The 6,564-nt window shown below is 38.7% G+C and carries 6 protein-coding genes and 1 pseudogene; 5 read left to right on the top strand and 2 right to left on the bottom strand.

Features of this window, described 5'->3' with window-relative positions:
• The first annotated feature begins 143 nt into the window (after positions 1–143).
• From P9B04_RS16595 to P9B04_RS16605, 3 genes are all read left to right on the top strand, one after another.
• Positions 144–557: an NINE protein gene (locus P9B04_RS16595; RefSeq protein WP_342056096.1), complete on the top strand. Its 414-nt coding sequence runs from the start codon at positions 144–146 to the stop codon at positions 555–557.
• A 224-nt stretch (positions 558–781) separates the two neighbouring features.
• The gene (locus P9B04_RS16600; protein ID WP_342056097.1) at positions 782–1,321 is read left to right on the top strand and encodes a helix-hairpin-helix domain-containing protein; all 540 of its coding nucleotides are present in this window, start codon (positions 782–784) and stop codon (positions 1,319–1,321) included.
• 27 nt (positions 1,322–1,348) lie between these two features.
• Positions 1,349–1,801, top strand: coding sequence for an SRPBCC family protein (locus tag P9B04_RS16605; RefSeq protein ID WP_342056098.1), 453 nt, complete (start codon positions 1,349–1,351; stop codon positions 1,799–1,801).
• A 33-nt stretch (positions 1,802–1,834) separates the two neighbouring features.
• Here P9B04_RS16605 and pheS read toward each other — a convergent pair whose 3' ends face one another.
• Entirely contained in the window at positions 1,835–2,839 is a 1,005-nt protein-coding gene (gene pheS, locus P9B04_RS16610; protein ID WP_342056101.1) for a phenylalanine--tRNA ligase subunit alpha, read from the bottom strand.
• Between the two features lie 141 nt (positions 2,840–2,980).
• Between pheS and P9B04_RS16615 the strand changes: the two genes are divergently transcribed.
• Both P9B04_RS16615 and pheT read left to right on the top strand, forming a co-directional pair.
• Positions 2,981–3,430: a DUF29 domain-containing protein gene (locus P9B04_RS16615; RefSeq protein WP_287140354.1), complete on the top strand. Its 450-nt coding sequence runs from the start codon at positions 2,981–2,983 to the stop codon at positions 3,428–3,430.
• A 61-nt stretch (positions 3,431–3,491) separates the two neighbouring features.
• Positions 3,492–5,933, top strand: coding sequence for a phenylalanine--tRNA ligase subunit beta (gene pheT, locus P9B04_RS16620; RefSeq protein WP_342056099.1), 2,442 nt, complete (start codon positions 3,492–3,494; stop codon positions 5,931–5,933).
• 268 nt (positions 5,934–6,201) lie between these two features.
• Here the strand turns inward: pheT and P9B04_RS16625 are convergent.
• Positions 6,202–6,426, bottom strand: a pseudogene (locus tag P9B04_RS16625) (IS5/IS1182 family transposase); the annotation flags it as partial.
• Positions 6,427–6,564: the final 138 nt, after the last annotated feature.

Genomic DNA, 6,564 nt, shown 5'->3' on the forward strand with positions numbered 1-6,564 from the left:
CCATTATAAAGGACTTGAAAGGGATTGAAAACTACGGTTTACCGTATAATCACTTAATTTAACCCGAAACGTTGAGGAACTCAACCTGCTCAAAACAGTCTTATACAGTACACTGGTTTTATCTACCCTTACCCTTAACCCCAATGCAACAGTTGGAAAGGCTATTAAGTCGTCCAAAAGACCGTAAAATAGCAATTCTTTTGGCTCTAGTGTGTACAATTTTACCTTGGCCGATCGCAGGTGTACACAAATTTTATACAGGCCAACCAGTTTGGGGAATTATTTATTTATTATTATGGAATACCCCTATCCCGAGTATTGCTTGTGCTATCGATGCAGTGTGGTATTTTGTTCAGGGAGAAGAACAATTCAATGCTCAATTTAATAGTATATTCCCCAATGACCCCCATAAGGTATGTCCTCAACCAGTAGAACCCCTACAAATGAATGCGGTTTCTGAAGGGTTACGAGAATTAGACAAACTACGGGAAGAAGGTTTAGTTTCTGATTATGAATTTGAACAAAAACGTCGTAAACTTTTAGATAGAATCAATTAGTTGTTAGGGCAGTAAAAAAATAATCGTAAATTTAAGATAAATATTGTCAGTAGAATAAACTATATATAGCGTTTCTCGGACTCATAAGGTACACCTAACTCCTACCCTCTGCCTCTTGCCTCCTGCCTCCTGCCTCCTGCCTCAAAGCGACAAACTCTGTACCTCAAAAGTATGAGAACTGCTATATTATTGCTTTTTAATCTTTGAACTCTAAATATTTTCAAATGGTATTTTCTTCTTGGTCAAAAAAACTAAACCCACGGAAAAGAAAACTACAGCAACAAATAGCCAACGATCCCTATTATCGTTTTCAGTCCCTAGAGGAAATTGCGATCGCAGCAGATTTAGGAATAAAAATTGATGTAACTCAAGCAACTGTGGATGACTTATTAAGATTACCTGGCATCTCTATTCATCAAGCAAGAAATTTAGTAGAATTAATTAGAACAGGGGTAGAAATTTTATCCATAGAAGATATGTCCGCTGCGACCAATATTCCCCTATCCCGTCTTAAAAACTTTGCTAATATTTTAACTTTTTCCTATTACGATCCCGAAAGTTCACTCAATCCCCAAAAAATAAATATTAACCAAGCAACTAGAGAACAATTATCAATAATTCCTGATATTTCTGAACAAATAATACAAGAAATAATCAGCGATCGCCAACAAAAAGGAAACTATAAAAATTTAGTTGATTTACAAAAAAGACTGCAATTAAATGCTATAATAGTGTCAGAATTAATGCACTATATTACCTTCTAGTTTTTAACTATTAAACTCCAACTAAAAATGCTAACCTTTAAAAAAACCACCTTAATTGATGCCCCAGTAGAAAAAGTCTGGGAATTTCACGAACGCCCCGACATCCTAGACATTTTGACCCCTCCTTGGCAACCGGTTAAAGTTATGAAAAGGGAAGGGGGTTTAGACATAGGTGCAATTACAGAATTCCAGTTAATGTTAGGGTTTATTCCTATTCGTTGGTTAGCCCGTCATACTGAATGTAATAAACCCTATTTATTTGTGGATATTCAAGAAATTGGGCCTCTACAATCTTGGGAACATCGCCATAAATTTACCCCAAAAAATGGTCAAACAGAATTAACCGACGAAATAAAATATGAAATTCCTGGTGGTAGAATCGTAGAGATTTTAATTGGTTGGTGGGTTGATTTTCGTTTACAAGATATGTTTAGTTATCGTCACGAAATCACCCAGAAATGGGTGACAGAAAAAATGTAGCACAGGGCAAAGACCTGTACCGATTCTGTTACATTAAAACTGAGTTAGAAAGCGCATATCGCTATTATAAAGACGGCGAATATCATCAATTTGATGTAATACCATTGCAAACCTTTCGATACCTAAACCAGCAGCAAAACCTGTATAAACTTCAGGATCATAACCCACCGCTTTAAGTACATTCGGGTCCACCATACCACAACCCATCACCTCTAACCATTTCCCTTTCCACTGTACATCTACTTCAGCAGAGGGTTCCGTGAACGGGAAATAACTAGCACGAAACTTAACCGGTAATTCCTCCCCGAACATCTGAGTTAAAAACTCTTTAATAGTTCCCTTAAGATCACTAAAAGTTAACCCCTTATCTACCGCTAAAATTTCTACTTGATGGAAAACTGCCGAGTGGGTAGCATCTACCGTATCCCGACGATAAACCCTTCCTGGGGCTACAATACGGATAGGAGGTTCGTGGGTTTCCATGTAGCGTATTTGTACAGGAGAAGTGTGGGTTCTCATCAAAATATTATCGCTCAAAAAGAAAGTATCCTGCATATCCCTAGCTGGATGATCTGGGGGAATATTCAACGCCTCAAAATTATAATAATCCGTTTCTACGTGGGGACCGGTAGATACTTGATAACCCAAGCCGACAAAAATATCTAAAACCCGATCTATGGTACTGTTAAGGGGGTGTAAACGACCCAAAGTACGGGCAACCCCTGGCATAGTCACATCTAGGGTTTCTGCCGCTAATTGTGCCTTTAATTTAGCAGTTTCCAGGGTATTTCGTTGCTGTTCTAAATTACTCTGTAAAGCTTCCTTGACTTCATTAGCCAAAGAACCCACACGGGGACGTTCTTCTGCGCTTAATTTGCCCATCCCTCGTAAGATTTGGGAAAGTTTGCCTTTTTTACCCAAATAGTTAATTCTCAGTTGTTCTAAGGCTTCTAAACTGTCAACGGCAGTAATTTCCTGTTCTGCCTCTTGTTGTAGGGTTTGTAAATCTGTTTCTAGGGTATTAGACATTGTGGCCATTAGTGGTGGGATAGGACAAAATTTAGACACCCATCCTAGTTTAGCGAAGTTTGGGACAGTGGTATAGTATTGCCTAAAGACAATACCGAGAATTTAATTAATTTAACTATTAAACTTTTAGATAAATTAGAGAGAAAAATAATGGCTTTGACAACAGATAAAAAACTTTATGATCAAGATTTTTACTTATGGATAGAAGAAACCGTTAAACAATTAAAGTCTGGTAATTTTTCAAACATTGATCTAGATAATTTAATTGAAGAGGTAGAATCTTTGGGGAAAAGTCAACGCAAAGCAGTAAAAAGTTATTTAATACGTTTACTAGAACATTTATTAAAACGTCGTTATGTAATCATGTTTGACTGTTATCGGGGTTGGGAAATAGAAATAAGAAACTTTCGTCAAAGGTTAAAATTAGAGTTAGAAGATTCCCCCAGTCTAAAAAATTATATCAAAGAAATTTTGTCAAAAAGTTATCAAATTGATTTAGAGAACATGATTGATAGTTATCCCGATACAGATTTTCCTGTTATTTATCCCTTTTCAGATAACATTGATGAATTACTAAATAATAAGTTTTGGGAAAATTAGAAACAGTTTGATTGTTTGGTAAACTAGGATCTGGCCACCGATCACAACATACAAAAATACTATGAAAATTTCCGTTAACTGGCTGCGGGAACTCGTTAACGTCACCCTCACCCCCGAAGCATTAGCCGATCTTTTGACCATCGCAGGGTTAGAAGTAGATGATATGGAAGATCGTCGTCAATGGGCCGATGGGGTTGTGATCGGAAAAATTATCGACCGTCAACCTCACCCCAACGCCGATAAATTAAGCGTCTGTCAAGTGGATATTGGCGCAGAAACCCCCTCAACCATTGTTTGTGGGGCCCCCAACGCTAAAGCAGATATTTACGTTCCTGTCGCCACATTGGGAACTTATTTGCCGAAAATTGACCTCAAAATTAAATCCGCTAAACTCAGAGGAGTGAAGTCCGCAGGGATGATCTGTTCCTTAGCAGAAGTGGGACTTGCAAAAGAATCAGCCGGAATCCACATTTTTGAAGAAGATAACCTCCAATTAGGGGCAGATGCACGTCCTTTTTTGGGATTAGATGACGTTATTTTAGATATAACCCCTACTGCTAACCGCGCCGATGCTATGAGTATGATCGGTGTGGCCAGGGAAGTAGCAGCATTAACGGGAGGAGAGTTAAACCTTCCCCAACCTCCCCAAACCCCTTTACCAGAACAACAAACTTATCCTTTGACAGTAGAAGTCAGCGACGGAAATGCTTGTCCTACCTACATCGGGACGATTATAGAAGGAGTAAAAATTGCCCCTTCTCCTGACTGGTTACAGCAACGTTTAGAAGCGGCTGGAGTTCGTCCCATTAATAACGTGGTGGATATTACTAACTTAGTGTTATTAGAATGGGGTCAACCGCTTCATGCTTTTGATCTCCAGAAGTTAGAAACCGTTGCAGGAAACAAAGATAACTTAACCGTTGGGGTACGCTTTGCTAAGGAAACAGAAACCCTGAAAACCCTCGATGGCCAAGAAAGAAAGTTAAACCCAGTTAACTTACTGATTACTGCTAATGATACTCCTGTGGCCCTCGGTGGTGTTATGGGTGGGGAAGAAACAGAAGTTGCTGACGAGACACAAAATATCCTTTTAGAAGCAGCTTTATTTGAACAAGTGACCATTCGTCGATCTTCTCGCAGTCAAAGTTTACGCAGCGAAGCATCTGCAAGGTACGAACGGGGAATTAATCAATCGGAGTTAGAATTAGCTTGTAGAAGGGCGATCGCTTTAATTACCGAGTTAGCAGGAGGAACCCCTGTGACTCAAAAAATGAGTGATCATCGTCCGGATCGATCAGCAGAATCTATCGAGTTACGTTTAGATCGCATCCATCACGTTTTAGGCCCAGTGGAAAAAGACGGTCAACAGACTAATATTGTGGCAGAAGACGTAGAACGCATTTTAAGGGACTTAGGTTGTACTTTGACCCCAGTTTCAGGAGAAAATAAGGTCTGGTCTGTAACCATTCCTTCTTATCGTTATCGTGACTTAGAACGAGAAATTGACCTGATCGAAGAAGTGGCCCGTCTCTATGGTTACGATCTCTTCTGTGATCAACTTCCGGATAAAACCGAAGCAGGGGGACTCTCCATTGAATATCAAACCCAACGCAAGGTAAGAGAGGTATTTCGGGGAGTTGGTTTAACGGAATTAGTGCAGTATTCTTTAGTTAAGCCCGAAAAAGCAGAAGTATTCTTAAGTAACCCGTTATTTGCCGAATACTCCGCCCTCAGAACCAATCTTTTAGACGGTATTATCGACGCTTTTGCCTATAACCAGTCCCAAGGAAACGGCGCGTTAAATGGCTTTGAAATAGGACGAATTTTCCGCAAGATTGACGGCGAAATCGCCGAATGGGACAATCTAGCCGGTATTATGGGGGGTGACTTATTACCTCAAGGTCGTTGGATCAGAAGTGGTAAAGCTAACCCCATGACTTGGTTTGAAGCGAAAGGTATTTTAGAAAGGGTTTTTCAACGCTTAGGGATATCGGTAGAGTATCAACAAGAGAGAGAAGACGAAAGGTTGCACCCAGGAAGAACGGCCTCTTTATGGTTACAAGGGCAAAAATTAGGTGTTTTTGGGCAAATACATCCCCAACTGCGACAAGAAAAAGACTTGATGGATGAAGTGTATGCTTTTGAATTAGATTTTCGTTGTTTATCGAAAGTTCTTAACCGAGATAGCTTGTTAACCCCTCATTTTGAAGCTTATTCTAGTTATCCTGCAGTGGAAAGAGATTTAGCCTTTTTTGCCTCTCTTGATGTTCCTGTTGCCAACTTAACCAAAACCATGAATAAAGCAGGAGGGAAACTGTTAGCAGGGGTGGAATTATTCGACGATTATCAAGGACAAAATGTTCCCGAAGGACAAAGAAGTTTAGCCTTTAGTTTGGCTTATCGTTCCGGCGATCGCACTTTAACCGATGAAGATGTCGAACCTGTTCACGATAAGATTCGCCAAGCTTTAGTTAAACAGTTTGCTGTTACTTTGCGGAGTTAAAAAACGGGGTTTAACTTCAATTTCAAAAATCTTTTCTTTATCTGAAACCACCTTAACTTACAAAAAGTTAGGGTGGGTTTTAAATTGAGATAATTTTAACTAAATTCACAAGAATTACTTTCAATATGGCAATAATTATCCCATTGTAACGAATTTAGACTCGGGAAAATATCAAATAGAAAACTGCTCTTGACAGTCTAAAATACACCGTCATAATATTGCGCAGAGTGGATTTACTTAGGGTTTGCTGAAAAAGTGGTTCAAAAAATTAGGAGGCCAAAAGCCAATAATTTATCTCCGAATTGATAACTTTAATTGCTGTAAAATAATTATAAAAATAAGTTTTAATTATCATATTCTGTTTGTTTAGTCTATCTGTATTACTAATACAAGAAAACGACAAAAGAGGCAATAAAAACTGCCGGAGCAGTTGGGAAAGATTAACTACTAAAAATGTAATAGCAATAGCAGTTTCCGAGGTTTCCTTAACCTGCATTATTCATGAAAGAATTGAGAAAAAGCCTGAAAGCCTTATGCCATCAGGAATATGGGAATTTGACTCCAATAACAGTCTGCGATTTTTATCTATTACTAATTATTGACGATTTAACTATCAAAAATAAGAGGTAAA

The organism is Crocosphaera sp. Alani8 (genome assembly GCF_038442745.1).
In the GTDB taxonomy this organism is placed as follows: domain Bacteria; phylum Cyanobacteriota; class Cyanobacteriia; order Cyanobacteriales; family Microcystaceae; genus Crocosphaera.